Raw genomic sequence first — 16,732 nt, forward strand, 5'->3', positions numbered from 1 at the left:
CGCATTTTTTTGACTTTCATCCAATGGATGAGCTCCCCTAGAATTGAACCTCTAATGAAGCCGTAAGCTAAAAATAGGGATTTATTCAGCAGGCATTATTTAAAAAGTTTGTTCTGTCCGTGAGATGATATCTTCTTGGATAGTTTTATCCAAGGAAACAAAGTGGGCACTGTAACCCGCTACCCGTACAACTAAGTTTTTGTATTTTTCTGGGTTCTTTTGCGCATCTTGCAAGATTTCACGGCTGATTACGTTAAACTGCACGTGCATTCCTTTTTGTTCAAAGTATCCGCGAACCAAGGCTGATAAATTACGCAAGCCTTCTTCCCCAGCAACTGCTGATGGATGGAATTTTTGGTTCAATAATGTTCCGTTAGAAGCGATATGGTGATCTAATTTCGCAACAGAGTTCATTGCTGCTGTTGGACCATTCGTATCCCGACCAGAAGTTGGTGATACACCATCGGCTAAAGGTTCGCCAGCAAAACGACCATCTGCGGAAGCGCCGGTTCCAAGCCCCATTGATACATTGGCTGATACTGGGTATAGTCCTGGTTGGAACGTCCCGCCACGAGGGTTCGTATATTTTTGAACTTCTTGACAATAAGACAAAGCAACGTCACGAACTAAGTAGTCAATCTCGTCATTATCATTCCCAAATTTTGGTACTCCATTAATCAATAATTGACGTACATATTCCCCGTCTTTATTGGCAATGGCAGTGGTAGCTGCTGATGCTGTAACTTTGTTATCTGCCAATAAGTTTTGCAATAGGTTAACCAATTGATCACTGCTCATTTGCGACAAGTCGCTCGCATCGATACTTGGGGCAGCTGGCGTAACGGCTGTTCCTCGGCCGAAGTTGCTTGCCAATACATTGGTAAGTTCTGGTAAAGTCAATTCATTCTTTTCAAAAACAATTTTCTTAATAGCTAATAATGCATCCCCACAGTTGGCAATACCGACACCTTGAGGTCCAGTAAAATTATATTTCGCGCCACCTTCTTGTAGTGATTTTCCTTTACTAATACAGTCTGCTACCATAGAAGATAAGAATGGCAATGGTGTGCGTTTGCCATGAGCCACATCCACAGCGTTGTCAGCATTGATCAGTAATTTCACGAAGTAAGCCAATTGTTGCTTGAAGGCTGCTTCCAATTGTTCATAGCTGGTGAAGTCTTCTGCTCGACCTGTTTGTAAGCCCACTTTTGTCGTTCCACAATATCCATTGTTCAAGGTTAATTCCAAGACTTTTGGAATATTGAAGAATGCTGCATCATGCCAACCTTCTGTTTTCCCGCCAACTTGTGGTTCCACACAGCCGATAATGCCATAATCACGAGCGTCTTCTAAGCAAATGCCGCGGTTTTCCAAAGCTGGAATAATGACCTCATCACTGTAATAAGCTGGCATCCCAAGACCCATCCGTGAAATTTCGCCGGCTTTGTGCAACAAGACTTCTGGTGATTTATTCCATACTCGGATAGAAATGGATGGTTGTGGTAATTTTGTATGACGTGTCGCTTCCAAGCAGGCAAAAGATAATGGATTAGTCGAATCTAGACCGCGAGAATCTTGTCCACCAACTATCAGATTTTGAAACATTGGGTAGCCCCCGAATGCTTTAGTTGAAGCCTCATCACGAATTTTGTTGACATCATTGAATTTCACCCATAGACAGTCAAGCAATTCTTGAGCGAAGTCTTCAGAGATTTTTCCGCCTTCTACATCTGATTGCCAGAATGGATAAACATATTGATCAAAACGCATTGGTGAGATCGAATGACCATTAGATTCGATTTGAATCACGGCTTGAATGATCCAGAAAGACTGCAGAGCTTCATACAAGTTTTGTGCTGGATATTCTGGTACTCGTCGCAAGTTTACTGCAATCGTCTGCAATTCTTGTTGACGTTTTGGATCAAAACAACCGCTCGCTTCTTGCTCGGCTTTATCAGCTAGGCGATGTGCATAAGTAATCACGGCTTCCACAGAAATCAAGACTGCTTCCAAGAAATGGCTTTTCTCTATAGCATTTGGGTCTCCTAAATCTAGACCGTCCAATTCTACTTGGGCTTCTTTTCGGATACCATCTAAGCCGATAGTCAGAACTTTCTTATAATCCACAGAGATGTGGCCAACACCATTAAAGTAATAATTTCCTACAGTGAAGACACCAGCATCCATGGCGGTGATAGTTTCAGCGGCCATCAATTCAGTGGCTAATTCATTGGTAGTTTTCCCATCCCAATATTTGAATGATTGAGATAATTCACGCTTAGTCTCTTCGCTGATTCGGAAAATATCGCCGTTACGTTTTTCGATACGGTCGAACTCTTCTTCCAACCATTTGTTGGAGAATTCTGGAAAGATTTGTGTTCCTCGTGGTGATGTAGTTAAGTTCCCTACAATTAATTCATCTGGACGAATCACTACAGTCATTTTATTCAGGATATACTTCAAAGCTTTCGCCCGCCGGATAATAATTGGCTGATTTTCGGATTGCTGATACGATTCTGTCACCAAGACGGCACGCTCGGCTTCGATTACCGGGTCTCCTGCGAATAAATGGTCAATCAATTTTTCAATACGTGGACTTATATTTGTCATTGTCTTTCCTCCTCGTTTTCATAAATTTCAACTTCAGCAACGTTTGTTGCGGGTTCTTCTTCAACTGCGTAGTAAGGTTTGATTAATTTCTCATAAATTCCTCCGACGAAAATCGCGCCGAAGATTGGACCAAAGATTGGAACAATCAGTCCATAAAGATTAGTTCCCAATGATGCGGTACCCCAACCTGCAATCATAGTGAACAGTCGTGGACCAAAATCCCGCGCTGGGTTCATAGCAAATCCAGTCAAAGTACCGAAAGCTAATCCGCAAACTGCTACTGTTAATCCAATCATGACTATGGCCAAGCCACCTGTTGGGGCCGCACCATTAGTACTATCGGTGACAGAAAGAACAACGAGCATCAAGATTCCCGTGATAACAAATTCCACGAAAAATCCATTAAGCAATGATACGTTTGCACCTGGGAATGTCGCGAAAATCCCTGCAGAAGCCGTACTTTCAGCAGTTCCTCGTAGGATATTATTGGCCTCTTCGAAAACTTTGATGTTACTGGCAAACAAGCCATAAGCAACTGCTGCTGCTGCAAAAGCCCCCAATATTTGAGACACCACATATGGTACAACTTTTGCCCACGGAAATTTCTTCCAAGCTGCCAGACCGATAGTTACGGCTGGATTTACATGCCCACCTGAAACAAAAGCTGAAATAAATACCCCTAGTGAAACCGCTAAGCCCCAGACGATGGCTAATTCCCAGTAGCTCACTTCCGTTTGTGTGGCTACGAGAACGGCTACTGAACCAATCCCAATAAGTACGAATAACATTGTGCCTAAAAACTCGGCGAGACATTCGCCTGTCAATTTTTTCGACATTTCAACACTTCCTTTTATTTTTTACGGTTGTTGAATATGCAAGTCTGCAATAAGACAGACTTTGCGTATTAAATTATGGTGTCAACCACAACTGATTGGCGCAATTCAGCTACCTCTATGGGCTTACCCCATACTTAAGTACAAGTCTTTAAGACTTTCATGATCTGGTTTTCGAGGATTAGTTAGAGTACAAGCGTCGGCTAAAGCCGTATAAGCAATCTGATCGGCTTTTTCCACAAAAGCTGCCTCCTCCACACCAAATTCTCTGAAATTAGTAGGTAGGCAAAACTCCTGATTTAATACTTGAATCGCTAAACACAATTCTGCCACCCCAGACATAGCATCTTGGGCAGGTAACCCAATTAACTTGGCTAAGCGCTGATAACGAGCAGCAGCTTGTTGGCAACCAGATGCATTATACTGAATGACCCTTGCCATAATCACGGCATTGATTCGGCCATGAGACAAATGGAACACCCCGCCAATAGCATGGGCAATACTGTGATTGATTCCCAGAGAAGCATTAGTAAATGCCATGCCAGCCATCGTAGATGCATCGTGCATCAAGCGGCGTGCAGTTGAGTCATTAGGATCGCGATAGAGCTTTGGTAAATTCTCAAAAACCATTTGAACAGCTTTTTCCGCTAATGCGTCGGTAAAGCTATTAGCATCAGTGGAGACATATGCTTCTATAGCATGCGTCAACACATCCATACCGGTATCGATAGTGACACTGACTGGCACTGATTTCACTAACTCCACATCCAGTAAAGCTATATTTGGAATCAGACGTTCATCGACAAAGGCTGTCTTTTCCTCTCCATTGGTGATTACCGTAAAAGATGTCACTTCACTACCAGTTCCGCTAGTGGAAGGAATCGCAATCAATATTGGTGCTTCATAATCAGTGGATAATTTATAATTCCCCAAAAGTATTCCTTTAGCAGCATCAATAGCTGAACCGCCACCGATGGCTACCAAATGCTCTGGCTGGATTCCGTTCATGATGGCCAAGCCTTTAGCAATGGTCTCAACCTTTGGATCCGGGGTGATTTCACTGAAAACAGTAACAGGTATGTGCCTACTGTCTAAGGATTTTTTTATTTGATCTACAATGCCCAACTTTTCCATCATAGGGTCTGCCACCACAAAGACACTTTTAGAGGTCAAAGTGGCAAAGTATTCTTGAATTGTTGTGTCGAAGACAACGGTAGGCTTAATTTTAAAATTTTTCATCAGTAGCCCCCTTACCCCTGTTGTAGTTTTTCTAAAGCTAGTTGGATCAGACGTCTAACATTTTCATCTTGAATAACATTTGTAGTATCTACCGCATTGACCCCACTACGACACGCTGGCGTGACAGGTGCAGCTGAATCATCATTGAACAGCTGCCGAATATCCGCAAGACTGCGAACTCCATAAGCTGCTTTTCTGATATTTAAGAGATTCATTGGCGTAATATTGTCAGAGGTTGAACTACCCCCAACAGCACCGCAGCCTAAAGTCAAAGCGGGTGCAATATTAGTAGCCCCGCCAATTCCTCCAAGTGCTCCTGGTGCATTCACCAACAGCCGTGAAACTGGCTTACGTAAAATAAATTCTTTAATGACTGCCTCATCACGGGAATGGATACATAAGGTATGACCTGCCCCTTCGATGTGTAAAATTTCAATACAACGTTCACAAGCAGCCAACCAGCTTTCTTCTACATAAAAAGCTAAAATTGGACAAAGTTTTTCCCGAGCATAAGGATTAGACTTACTAGCATCTGTTTGTCGTGACAACAATACTGTCGTACTCTCTGGTACATAAAACCCAGCCATCTCAGCGATTTTCACTGCTGTCTTCCCGACAATTTGCGGATTCATGGTGCCATTCGCCCGCAGGATAAATTTAGCAAGCTTTTCACTTTCGTCCGCTGTTAAAAAGTAGCCTCCTTGCCGTTTGAATTCACTAATGACTGCATCGGCATTAACAGTTTCCACTACTACAGACTGTTCTGATGCACAAATTACGCCATTATCAAAGGTCTTACTATCAATAATCATGGCAACTGCTGTCGCGGGATCTGCAGTTCGTTCAATAAAGGCTGGACCGTTACCCGGACCAACCCCGATTGCAGGATTACCGGAACTATAGGCAGCTTTCACCATTGCTTCTCCACCAGTAGCTAAGATCACTGCGATATCTGGATGCTTCATCAATGTTGAAGTTCCTTGCATCGTCAAAATGCTTAAAGTACCAATGGTGCCTTCTGGTGCTCCAGCTTCAATAGCTGCGCTTTTAATGATTTTCACTGTTTCTAGAATTGCTCCTTTGGCACCTGGGTGCGGGGAAAAGACAATACTATTACCAGCTTTAATGGCAATTATTGCTTTGTAGATAGTAGTAGAAGTTGGATTTGTTGAAGGAATTAGTCCGGCTACAACCCCCATAGGCACTGCCACTTCCATTACCTGATTGACCTTGTCATCTTTGAGTATGCCTACCGTCTTCATATCCTTGATGGAGTCTAAAACTGTCTTACTGGCAAACTTATTCTTTATGATTTTATCTTCGGTTTTTCCGAAACCGGTTTCTTTATGAGCTAATTCTGCTAAATAGGCAGCTTGTTCATACGCCCGTTTGGCAATATTATCTACGATTTGATCGATTTGTTTCTGGCTCATTTCTGCTAACTGCTGCTGAGCTTTTTTCGCCGCTGCAATCACCAACCGAGCCTCTTGGATCGACTGCAAATCCTTATCGAATTCAGTCATCTAAATCCCCCTCTAGTATAGTGTGCTTTATTATGCTTTATTTTTTTTGATTTGCTCTTTGGCTAAATCTGTCAAGATAGCACCTTCAGGAATAGTCATATCAGGATTTTTTTTTAGATCTTGTTGCGTGATGATCCGTTTATCTCCTTGTGATTTTTCCCAAGTTACCACTTTTGTTGCCTTACCAATGCTCGCTTCCAACAATCCTTTAAAGGTTTGTAGATCACCGACTTTTGCACCCATTTTTTTCAGCAACTCCTCGTGTTCTTGGACTTGTTGGAAAATAAATGGATTTTTATCCAATCCATTGTATACGGCATGATCGGTGTCTAAACGAAATCCGTGGTTGGAAATAATCACTTCTTTCCCCATTAAGAAAGCATGCTGTAAGACAGTTAATTCACCAGAATCTGCCATTCCATAAACTGTTTTTGCCAATGAGTTACGGGTCATAAATGGTACCAAGACGGTATCAAACTCTTTCAGCCTCCCTGCTTGTAACAACTGAAAGGCATCCTCTTTCTCACCTATCTGCTCCCAACTGCTCGTCTCAGAGACAAAGCAACGTTTAGCTGAGAACAATATGGTGAAGTGGCAATCTTCTCGCTGATTTTTTAGCAGATGCATGATTTGATCTTCATTGTGATTACAGCCAAAGACAATTACTAAAACATTTTTTAAAACCGCGGCTTGCCGTTCCGCTAAAATTTGATAAATCGCCTCGATTAGTTCTTTAGACAAGATACTTCACCTCACAAATTGTCGATGATAGTAACTTTACTGCCATTTTTTAAACTGGCAGCATTGGCTTCATCGGTATCCAAGTGGCACTCCAAACGAAAATTGTCATCGACGCGTATCACTGTATCCATGAAAATCATTTCCCGCTCTCCAGAAGTTTTAATCGCCACCAGTTGTTTATTAACTACATTAAATTTCGCTGCATCCATTGGACTCATATGAATGTGGCGCTTAGCAACGATCACATTTTGCTTTAAGGTCACCATGCCTTTAGGGCCTAGAACGCAAACGGCACCAGCGTGAGTTAAATCGCCAGACTCATTGATGGGTGCTTTCACTCCCAGAGCAAAACTGTCGGTTTTCGAAATTTCTAATTGTGATTTTTCTCGAGTCGGGCCTAAAACGCGAACGTTAGCCAGACTTCCTTTAGGTCCTACGATGGTGACTGTTTCTGCCGTTGCGTATTGTCCAGGCTGTTTCAACCATTTTTTAATTGTCAGCTGATACCCTGAACCAAAAAGCGCTTCGACATCCTCTTGACAAAGATGAATATGTCGATTGGAGATCCCCACCGATATGCCTAACTCTTGGTCTTCTTCTGTGGGTGTTGATCCCATACGTGTCATTAACTCTTTCACCAGGGTTTCAAGTTGATTTCTATTTAGGGTCTCCGTCACTTATGATGTCTTCCCTTCTTAAACAAGGGTAGGTGTTGATGATGAAGCAGCTTTACCACCTAAAGTTTCCAAAGCTGCCAAACCTACATCTTGTGCACTTAATAATGATTGTTTCACTGCCCCGGAGTCTCCAGTGATAGAAACGATGATTTCGTTAGAACGGGCAGTTCCTTTATCAGGGCTTGCGAATGTTACTACATCTACATTAGCTGTCTTCACAGCAGTATCTGCCATTACTAAACCGATTGCCGCCGGTGCGCCAACGATAATTCCAAAAGATTTGCCAACAGGTGCCGTAAAGCCGACCTCCAAAGCTTGGCTAGCCCGAGCAGTGTAATGTAATTCAATATGACCCGCATCGTTGCTGTACACATTTCCAAAATTACGTTCTACAGCTTCCAAAGTAATCTCAACAGCACGACGAGCATCAGATACATCTTCCGCTGCAAAGATAATGGTAGCTCCGTGACCAGCGCCACCTTTCGTATCTCGAGCCATCTCGATTTTTACGATTTCAGTGTTTGTCGCTTTCACTGCTTCATCCGCTGACATAATATGTGGCGCACCACCAGTACGTGAGGATAAGAAACCAATGGAACGGTATTTTTTGTCAATTTCTAAAAAATCGTGCAATTGAGGATCCAGATTGGCGATGACCAGCCCAATCGTGTCTCCCATTGCAGTTCCCACGAATTCGGTAATCGTGTGACCACTTCCAGTTACGACTTCATTACTGCAAGGAGTAGTTGAACTGGTATTATCTGCAACCCGTTTTTGTGCTTCGGCTAATACTTTTTCTAAGATTGATGCATCCATTTAAGAAATCCTCCTAATGATTTTTATTGTGCTAAAATTTTTTCAATATCCGTATGTGGACGAGGGATCACGTGTGTTGAAACCACTTCGCCAACATTGTTAGCTGCAGCAGCTCCTGCATCTACAGCCGCCTTGACTGCGCCTACATCACCACGAACAAGCATGGTCACCAAGCCAGATCCTATCTGTTTTTGTCCTACCAATTGCACATTGGCTGCCTTGACCATGGCATCGGCACCTTCTACTGCCGCAACATAGCCTCTTGTTTCAATCATTCCTAATGCTTCTTGTCCCATTGTTGCACCTCCATATTTGCTAAATAAATTACACACTAAGAATAACATGCAAGGGATTACATTTGTTTTGCACAGGTGATAAAAAATTGGAAAAAAAACTTCTTGAAACAGGACAAAATAAAAAAAATATAATAAAAATAACCTCTTTTGTGATACATTTAACAACGAACAAAGAGCAATGGAGAGTACTATGGATATAGAAAATCTGTCATTACAAGATGTTTTCGATATTCAACATCTTCTATATTTGTGATATACTTAATAATAAACAAAGAACAATGGAGGGTATTATGGACATAGAAAATCTATCATTACAAGATGTTGTCGATATTCAACATCTTCTAGAAGTACAACGTAAGCTCTCAGATTTGGTTAAAATTTCAGTAGTAACAACGGATATAGAAGGTCGTCCTATCACTGCTTTGAATAACTTCAGTCCTTTTTGTAAATTAATCCGTTCTACGGAAAAAGGTCGTGAAGAATGTGAGTTATGTGATAAGTGTGCTGAGAAAATCGCTTTTAAAGAAAAACGTTCCATCATTTATGATTGTCATTTAGGGTTGAAGGATTGCTGTGTACCAATTATTGTAGGCGATAGATTGATTGGCGCAGTGCTGGGTGGACAGGTGTTGATCGATGGGCAAAAAAAAGACGCGCTCTTTGATATTAAAAATTTAAGCCATAAATATGGTATCTCTGAAGAATCACTGCAAGAAGCCATTCGGAAGATTTACATGGTGGATCATGACTATTTAAAACGATGTGTAGATTTGTACGAGACAATTGCAAACTATTCTAAAGAGATGGGATTAAAATACATCGCCCAACAAAAGCTAGTTTGCGAAGGGCAAGAACGATTATCATACGAGCGTCGCGCGAAATATGCCGAATTAAAAACATTAGAAGCTCAAATTAATCCACATTTTCTCTTCAACACCTTGAACTCTATCGCTCGAATGTCCATGTTTGAATCCGCACCAGATACAGAAGAAATGATTTATAATTTATCCGACCTACTCCGCTACAATTTGCGGCAAACGGAAGAATTTCCAGTATTAGAAAAAGAGCTAGACAATCTTCAACGATATTTAGCTTTACAGAAAATTCGCTATCAAGATCGTCTTAATTATCAGATTAATGCTGAGGAATCTACCAAGATGGCTTTAATTCCCATGATGATCTTGCAACCATTGGTGGAGAACGCCATCATCCATGGCTTGGAACCTCTGGTAAAAGGAGGACAATTACTAATCTCCGTAGATGATTTAGGAAAGAAGATTCGTATCCGCATCTGCGATACTGGCGTTGGAATTCCTCCTGAGCAAAGACAAAAACTATTGAATAGTGATTCATACGGCGCTACTGGCCTCGGCGTAGTAAATTCTCACCTACGATTAAAAGATGCTTTTGGCCCAGATTACGGCCTACGAATCTATAGCGATCAAGATTTCAGCACCATTGTTGAGATGATTTTCCCAAAAGTTACCGATAAACGTCACATTAAGGAAAAGAGGTTTGAAAATGAACTTGCGCTTGATTATCGTTGAAGATGAGCCTTTAGAAAAACAAGCTTTAAGACATATCATCAGTCAAAATTTCCCAAATATCGACATCGTGGCAGAGCCTTCAGATGGATTGACCGCACTAAAAGAAATCGAAAAGTGGCAGCCTGATTTATTGTTTCTAGATATTGGTATTCCTGTGATTGATGGACTGACAGTTCAAGAGCGGGCCATTCAAATGTTTCCTGCGATTCGAACAGCTGTTTTGACCGCCTATTCTGATTTTGACCATGCCCACCAAGCCTTGACCAGTCAGGTAGTCGATTATCTAGTCAAACCAGCTCGTAGTTCGCAAATTATTGCAACGGTAAATAAATTATTAGCTGCCTTGCCAAAATCAGTACCTAGCCCTAAGAAAACAGAGACTGCAAATGAAAATATTCAAAAGGCCATCTCTTATATCGAACAAAATTATTTTCGAGAACTGCAACAAAAAGAAGTTGCCGGATTATTATATATCCATCCGCAATATCTAAGCCGTCTATTCAAAAAGGAACTAGGCGTAACATTTGGAGAATACCTTAATCGTTTCCGTATCGAAAAGGCTAAGGAACTGTTACTCCAGACTAATATGCCAATTTATGTTGTAGCTACAGAGTGTGGTTTTACTGATGCTGCCTATTTTTGCAAGAAATTCCACCAGATTATGGCTACCACTCCATTACGATATCGGAAAAATGCGCTATAAAATTCTTTTATTAAATTTGGATAAATAATTAGGTTATCGAACTACTCGACAAGAGTCACATCTTGCTAAAAAAATGAAATTTTAGTCTTTGATATTATGGAGAAATTGAGCCAAGGACATCAAGGTTTAATAAAAAAACTTGTGATCATGAGAACCTCACGCTATATAATGAAGGCGTTTTCCAAGAATGTCTTCATAGTCCTTGGACACGTTTCACTTATATAGACAGAAAAAAATAAGGTGTGTGACAATATAAAAAACATACCGAGGGGAAGTATCACCACTACACCCCTGGTGTCAATGAATCGAAAGTAACAAATATTTTAAATAGAGAATTTGAAGCGAGTAAACCACTTGAAAAAGTCGTAACGTATATAACTTATGTCAGAGTAGTAAATAAATGGCACTATGTTTGCCTAATACTCGATTTATATAATCGAGAAATCATCTGTTTCAGTAGTGGCCCCAATAAATCAGCTGAGCTCGTAAAGGAAGCTTTTCAACGTATTCCATACGCATTAAATAAAATAGAGTTATTTCATACAGATAGAGGAAAATAATTTGATAACCAATTGATTGATCAGTTATTAAAAACGTTTGATATTCAGCGTTCATTGAGTAAGAAAGGTTGTCCTTATGATAACGTAGTGGCAGAATAGACTTACAAATCATTTAAAGTTGAATTTGTCTATTCAAACACTTTTAGAACAGAACTATTTGACTATGTCAATTGGTGGAATAACTGGCGCCTGCATGCCTCTTTAGGTTATAAGACACCAAGAGCTTATAAAGAAGAGATTGGCGAAGCTTGCCTTGAGGGTAAGCACAAATATGCTAATGTTCGATGAGCGATTAAACTTTCTACAGCTTAATCCCATTGAGACTGTTTCACATTTGTGAAGGATCACGGTCAAGGACAATCGGATAACAAACAGGTGGAAAAGACACCTTAAAAAATTTGTCTAAAAAGTGTTCCCATTCCAAGAGGGTTTTTCTTTGGCTCTAAAAACGCCTATTACCTTCTAATGGAATAGGCGTGAAATAGGCGAGGCTTATCAATGAATATCAAAAATAATAAATACGCATTTGTTCCATTATTTTAACGTTAAATCACAAAAGGAACGAACTCAACGATAGTCTCATCAAATTCGTTCCTTTTAATCCGGATCAGTTATTATTTTTTAAGTATTCGGTGTAGGCATAAATTAACGGTGCAATTCCCTTCGCATCATTTTCTACGATGGGCTCAGAAATATAATATTCATAGGAACCATCCCGTAATTTGTAACTCCCTTTACCAGGCATTCCACCTAATCCAGCAACTAAACAAATATCTTTTAAAACATAGGTTTCATCTGTCACAATTAATTTCATTTCACTAATTTTTCTTAAAATTTCTTCTCCTTTATAATAAAAACTTTTTGGTAAAACTCCGATTCTTGCGCCTTTCATTAATGTATAAGCAATCGCACTAGAACCACTTGTTTCAAGGTAGTTTCCTACACGGCCAGCTTGATCCGTTACTTGATAAAAAAGAGACGTTTCGATGTCTTCATAGACCAACAAAGCTTCAATTAATTCGTTCAAATCAATCATTAAAAGCTCTTTTTCTTCAGGATAATCCTCTTTTAATAGATCAATTGTATCTACGAGCGCCATTGCATACCATCCTAATGAACGCGTCCAAAATGATGAACTGCAACCAGTGTGAGGATCCGCCCAAAAAGCTTGCCTTGTCTCGTCATAGCCATGGAAATACAATCCTGTTTTTTCATCTCGCATTTTTTGATTAACGTTCGCAAATTGTTGCGTAATATCCGGTAAATTACGTCCATTGTTAAACAGTCGTTCATATTCTAAGTAAAAAGGTTGTATCATATACAATCCATCTAACCAGATTTGATTGGGATAAATCTTTTTATGCCAAAAACTTCCTGAATTTGTCCTCGGTTGCTGTTGAATTTGAGCATACAAATGATCCATTGCTTTACGGTATTTTTCGTCTTTCGTTTTTTTGTATAATGTAAATAATACTTTACCTTCATTGATAGAGTCTGAATTCATCGCATCAAGATCATAGCCTAAAATATTCCCCTCATCATCAATGTAGTAATCAATAAATTGTTTTAAAAAATCAAAATACGTTTCATTCTTCGTACTTTCATACATAAATAAAACAGAAATCAGCATACAACCATCTATGCAGCTCCAAGAAGCTGGTTTTTTTCTAAAATGGCTTCTTGATTCCAAACGGGTTGACTAGGAGTTGATTGCTTTAGTATACTCTCTAAAAAAACTGTTATCTTTTCCATTTTTTCTCCTCGCATAAAAAGCTAAAGGAAAGGATTCACTTTTCTTTCCTTTAGCCTTCCCTAATTTTTTTAAATCAAACTTGGACAATTTTTGTATACGTTGCTTCTTCATGCCCACCGACTTTCGCTGCCAGTAAAGGGATACAAATAAAATAACAACTCATCAGTTTACATAAAATCTCTCTTTGAAACACCACTGCTACTGAGATATCCTTCCGAAATTTGTCTGTTGAGACGATTTTTAGTCGATAGAATCCTTTGCCTATCGTTTGTCCATTTTTCATAAAAGGATATTGAATGAAGAAATACAACAATCCAATAAGAAACATCCCTATTAACGTCCGAATAATATCAATTGACAATTCCCAATGCCTCAGTGTAATGCTTATTCTTTATAATATTTATCTAATGCAGATTGTTGTTTTTCAACATATTGTTTCGCAGCTTCAGCGGCCGTTGATTTCCCTGATCTGAATGCCTCAATAGCTGTATAACGTTCATTTCGAACATTTTCATCTTCAAAATATGGATCGATTACTGTCTGCTCGTATTGATCTAAGACTTCATATCCTTGTTTTACGGAACCTTCAATTAAGTCATTTTTATCTTGGAATTCATAAGTAACCGTATTACTTGAAACACCTAATGTATCCCCTGCAGCTTTGACTGCTTCTTCATTCGTAAACATAAAGTTAATAAAATCAGCAGCTACTTCTGGGTTTTTACTATTGCGTGATACTGCATAACCAAAGTTAGGTTTTACGTAGACATTTGGTTTAACATCGGCTGATTCTTGGAAATACCCGCCTACAACTAGATCTTCACTTGACTGACCACTTTGATAAGATCCTACCCATTTACCTAATGAATTTGCCCATTCGTAAATTCCACCTGTGCGCACATTTACCCATTCAGGATTGGATTCATTCTCAATTGATGGATCTTGCGCAAAAGTCGGCATTGCACCAGCTTCTTCAACAGTATAGTTTACTGTACCGTCTGTCTGCATTACCTTTCCAGTTTTGTTAAAGAGCATTTGTGCGATAAATAAATCTTTTGATACTTCGCCCATATTCGTAAAGGCATACTTATTTTCTGCCCCCGTAGCTGTATTATCTTTTGAAATAACTTTTCCAGCTTCAATTAACTCATCATAAGTAACAGGTAACTCTAAACTATTTTCGCTAAATAGCTTTTCATTCATTAGATTAACACGACCCGTCATTCCGTGAGGGACAGCAGTCTGTTCACCATCTACTTGCATCGCATTTAAATAATTTTCATCCCAATTTGATAGATTAATAAAATCTTTCACTTCATCTAAATTATAAAAGACATTTTTTCCTCTACCATAAGAAAATAACCAGTTATAATTGACTTGCATGACATCAGGCTCTGTTTTTCCAGAAAGTTGTGTTAATACTTTTGTTTGCCAGCCATCCCAAGCACCATATTCAATTTCAACAGTGACATTAGGATTCGATTCTTGATAAAGTCGAACTACTTCTTTCATCGCCTCATGCCGATTGTCTGCTCCCCACCATGAAAACTTAATCGTGACATCTTCTTTTGTCAATTCCGTTGATGTTGGACTCGATTCATTGCTCACCTTATCACTATAATTAGAATCTGCATTACTACCTCGTGAACTACATCCTACTAAAAGTGTCGTAACAATTAACCCGCTTACCATCAATGTTTTTAACCGTCAATGAAATAACAGGACTTGCACAACTAAGTAGATAAAAATGACTATTTTTGAACTATATTGACTTTACCTGAATAATTCATAATTTTTCAAAAAAGCTTCAAAAACCTTGTTATAACAGTCTATTTTGTTTCGTTCATCCGCACCTGTCAGTGCTAAACTAAATTGAACAGTTTTCGATGAATAAGATTGAACACTTTCGCCAAAGAATATCTCCAATCTGCTATGGTTAAAGTGACTAAACCTAACCAAAGAAAGGGGTTCTCTCAATGGCAACTTTACACGAAAATCGTCTACTTTTCAATTCAAACGTTACAGTATCTCACTCTGGTGGAAATTTATCCTCAGATACCGGCTTAATATTAGTAAAAGAATTCATGGACAAATTTAAGTTTAGCCGAATCTTACGTAAAAACATCCAGATTCAAGATGACCGACTGTATCATATTCATGAAAATGAATCCATTCTGGAACAAATCATCTTACAGTTAATTGCAGGCTATCCTACGGATTCTTCTGCCAATATATTAGCAACTGATCCTATCTTTCAAGCTGTTTTAAACAAAAAACGGTTGGCTTCACAGTCATCTATTTCTCGCTTCTGGGATCGGATGACAACAGAAAATATCATTCAACTTCAAAAGGTTAACCAAATTTTGATTGATAAAGCACGTAGGATAAGAAATACGAATGAAATGATTTTCGATTTAGATTCCACCCACAGCGATACCTTTGGAAATCAAGAAATGACCGATTATAATGCGCATTACCAGACAACCGGTTATCATCCGCTCGTTGCCTTTGATGGTCTTACTGGTGACTTTCTTAAAGCAGAACTTCGTTCTGGAAATGTCTACACCTCGAATGGTGTCGCAGCATTTACTCGACCATTATTTGAGCATTATCAATCTGTGACACCCGTAAGCACTATTATGGTACGTGCAGATAGTGGATTCGCAACGCCCAATTTGTATGAACTTTGTGAAGAATACGATAGTCTGTATACTATCCGCTTAAAAACCAATCGTAATCTGTGCAGAATCGCTGAGCAATTCATTACTATTAAGGATAATCACGATTGGGATAAGAAAGAAGTTCATTACTATAACGCCACTTATCAAGCAAAGGCGTGGAAAAAATTCAGAAGAATTTGCATAAAATCAACTAGAGAAGCTGGTGAATTGCTTTTTAGACATGAATTCATCATTACCAATTTCTCAAAAGATGTCTCTCCAGAAATGATTTTCCAAACGTATTCAAAAAGAGGAACGATGGAAAATTACATTAAGGAAGCAAAAAACGGGTTTTACTTTGACAAAACAGACAGCCCAAGTTTTATAGAAAATCATGCTCGTATGATCGTAAGCCTATTGGCTTATAATATTGTAAACTTCATGCGAACATTATGTTTTACCAATGAAACGAAAGGGTATCAGGTTTCTACTATCCGCTTATTTTTCTTTAAAATAGCTGGAAAGATGGTTCATTCTGGAAGAAGAAACTACTTGAAATTAAGCAGTTACCATGTTTACCAGAAAGTATTTTATCGGATTCTACAAAACATTCAGGTACTGCAGTGTTAAGTACGTTAATTGGGTAATTTAAAAAGTTCGTTAACCATCTGCTAGGATGAGTGCGCCCAAAATGAGGTCTTATTTGAATTTAATCCGTTAGCAAAAAGAAATTAGACCATTTAGAAGAATATTTTTGAGAAAAAGAGCCATTGA

14 protein-coding genes and 1 pseudogene are annotated in these 16,732 nt (G+C 39.3%); 4 read left to right on the forward strand and 11 right to left on the reverse strand.

Translation table 11 applies throughout. The annotated features are described in order from the left end of the window. Positions 1–99: 99 nt before the first annotated feature. The 8 genes from ACTCCX_RS03300 to ACTCCX_RS03335 all read right to left on the reverse strand — a co-directional run bounded on the left by ACTCCX_RS03300 (position 100) and on the right by ACTCCX_RS03335 (position 8,735). Entirely contained in the window at positions 100–2,610 is a 2,511-nt protein-coding gene (locus ACTCCX_RS03300) for a glycyl radical protein (protein WP_463274726.1), read from the reverse strand. After that, complete coding sequence (locus ACTCCX_RS03305) at positions 2,607–3,446, reverse strand: MIP/aquaporin family protein (protein ID WP_463274727.1); 840 nt, start codon at positions 3,444–3,446, stop codon at positions 2,607–2,609. The genes ACTCCX_RS03300 and ACTCCX_RS03305 overlap by 4 nt, the downstream gene beginning before the upstream one ends. Positions 3,447–3,569: 123 nt before the next feature. After that, positions 3,570–4,682 (reverse strand): 1-propanol dehydrogenase PduQ, encoded by a 1,113-nt coding sequence (locus ACTCCX_RS03310; RefSeq protein WP_463274728.1) that lies wholly within the window; start codon positions 4,680–4,682, stop codon positions 3,570–3,572. A gap of 11 nt (positions 4,683–4,693) precedes the next feature. Continuing rightward, entirely contained in the window at positions 4,694–6,205 is a 1,512-nt protein-coding gene (locus tag ACTCCX_RS03315) for an acetaldehyde dehydrogenase (acetylating) (protein ID WP_463274729.1), read from the reverse strand. 30 nt (positions 6,206–6,235) lie between these two features. Then, positions 6,236–6,946: a hypothetical protein gene (locus ACTCCX_RS03320; protein WP_463274730.1), complete on the reverse strand. Its 711-nt coding sequence runs from the start codon at positions 6,944–6,946 to the stop codon at positions 6,236–6,238. Between the two features lie 11 nt (positions 6,947–6,957). Continuing rightward, positions 6,958–7,623: a phosphate propanoyltransferase gene (locus ACTCCX_RS03325; protein WP_463274731.1), complete on the reverse strand. Its 666-nt coding sequence runs from the start codon at positions 7,621–7,623 to the stop codon at positions 6,958–6,960. Between the two features lie 18 nt (positions 7,624–7,641). Continuing rightward, entirely contained in the window at positions 7,642–8,439 is a 798-nt protein-coding gene (pduB, locus tag ACTCCX_RS03330) for a propanediol utilization microcompartment protein PduB (protein WP_463274732.1), read from the reverse strand. Positions 8,440–8,462: 23 nt separating this feature from the next. Then, the gene (locus ACTCCX_RS03335) at positions 8,463–8,735 is read right to left on the reverse strand and encodes a BMC domain-containing protein (protein ID WP_463274733.1); all 273 of its coding nucleotides are present in this window, start codon (positions 8,733–8,735) and stop codon (positions 8,463–8,465) included. A 290-nt stretch (positions 8,736–9,025) separates the two neighbouring features. On the opposite strand from ACTCCX_RS03335, the gene ACTCCX_RS03340 reads away from it, so the two are divergent. The 3 genes and pseudogenes from ACTCCX_RS03340 to ACTCCX_RS03350 form a co-directional block, all read left to right on the forward strand. Further along, positions 9,026–10,282 carry a sensor histidine kinase gene (locus ACTCCX_RS03340; protein ID WP_463274734.1) on the forward strand — a complete coding sequence of 419 codons (1,257 nt, stop codon included), beginning with the start codon at positions 9,026–9,028 and terminating at the stop codon, positions 10,280–10,282. Next, positions 10,257–10,985, forward strand: coding sequence for a response regulator transcription factor (locus ACTCCX_RS03345; RefSeq protein ID WP_463274735.1), 729 nt, complete (start codon positions 10,257–10,259; stop codon positions 10,983–10,985). Before ACTCCX_RS03340 ends, ACTCCX_RS03345 begins: the two co-directional genes overlap by 26 nt. Positions 10,986–11,284: 299 nt before the next feature. Beyond that, positions 11,285–11,833: pseudogene (locus ACTCCX_RS03350) on the forward strand (DDE-type integrase/transposase/recombinase); the annotation flags it as partial. Between the two features lie 319 nt (positions 11,834–12,152). On the opposite strand, the gene ACTCCX_RS03355 reads toward ACTCCX_RS03350, so the two are convergent. From ACTCCX_RS03355 to ACTCCX_RS03365, 3 genes are all read right to left on the reverse strand, one after another. Next, positions 12,153–13,175: a glycoside hydrolase family 88/105 protein gene (locus tag ACTCCX_RS03355; RefSeq protein WP_463274736.1), complete on the reverse strand. Its 1,023-nt coding sequence runs from the start codon at positions 13,173–13,175 to the stop codon at positions 12,153–12,155. A 196-nt stretch (positions 13,176–13,371) separates the two neighbouring features. Beyond that, entirely contained in the window at positions 13,372–13,659 is a 288-nt protein-coding gene (locus ACTCCX_RS03360; protein ID WP_463274737.1) for an RDD family protein, read from the reverse strand. A 23-nt stretch (positions 13,660–13,682) separates the two neighbouring features. Continuing rightward, positions 13,683–14,990: an ABC transporter substrate-binding protein gene (locus ACTCCX_RS03365; RefSeq protein ID WP_463274777.1), complete on the reverse strand. Its 1,308-nt coding sequence runs from the start codon at positions 14,988–14,990 to the stop codon at positions 13,683–13,685. Positions 14,991–15,274: 284 nt separating this feature from the next. Between ACTCCX_RS03365 and ACTCCX_RS03370 the strand changes: the two genes are divergently transcribed. Beyond that, the gene (locus ACTCCX_RS03370) at positions 15,275–16,588 is read left to right on the forward strand and encodes an IS1380 family transposase (RefSeq protein WP_463274738.1); all 1,314 of its coding nucleotides are present in this window, start codon (positions 15,275–15,277) and stop codon (positions 16,586–16,588) included. The last annotated feature ends 144 nt before the right edge of the window (positions 16,589–16,732 follow it).

The organism is Trichococcus sp., from assembly GCF_055118575.1.